The 648-nt window shown below is 67.0% G+C and carries 1 protein-coding gene; it reads right to left on the reverse strand.

Going from position 1 to position 648, the window contains the following annotated elements:
- Positions 1-648: YbdK family carboxylate-amine ligase (locus tag FK530_RS24705; RefSeq protein ID WP_146489453.1), on the reverse strand; the 648-nt coding region annotated here is incomplete at both ends.

The following is a 648-nucleotide window of genomic DNA, read 5'->3' on the forward strand; positions in this document are numbered from 1 at the left end:
TACCGGAAGGTCCTCACCACCGTCGAGCATGCGTGACCAGTGCTCCACCAGACAATGGGTGAGGGCGGCGAAGGCGGCAACTTCCAGGGAGTTCGTCGCGGCATCGAAGACACGGTTCTCCACGGTCCCGAGCTTGGGTGAGGGACGCACGTCCCAACGGATCTCGTCGAAACCCTGGATGACACCCGTGGACACCATGTCGTCCGTGTAGTGCTCCAGTTGGGCCCACGTTGCGAACTGGCGCGGGATGCCCGCGGTGGGCAGCTGCTGGAAGACCATCGCCCTGTTGGAGGCGTAGGCGGTGTCCACCCCCGCCCAGAACGGGGAGGAGGCCGACAGGGACTGCAACTGTCCGAGTCGGGTGGCCAGGGCGCGCAGGATGGGAAGCAGCTTGTCCTGACGCTCGACACCGACGTGTACGTGGACGCCGTAGAGGAGCATCTGGCGGCCCCAGTACTGGGTGCGCTCCACGAGTTCCGCATAGCGCTGGGAGTCCGTGACCCTCTGGTAGGCGGGGCGGGCGAAAGGGTGGGTCCCGGCCGTCGCCAGATCGATGCGCAGGGCATCGGTGATGGGACGCAGGTCGGAGATGGTGCGGGTGAGGTCCTCGATGCACTGCGCGACGGTCTGGCGGGCGCCGGAGGTGAC

The organism is Tsukamurella conjunctivitidis (assembly GCF_007858475.1).
GTDB lineage: Bacteria > Actinomycetota > Actinomycetes > Mycobacteriales > Mycobacteriaceae > Tsukamurella > Tsukamurella conjunctivitidis.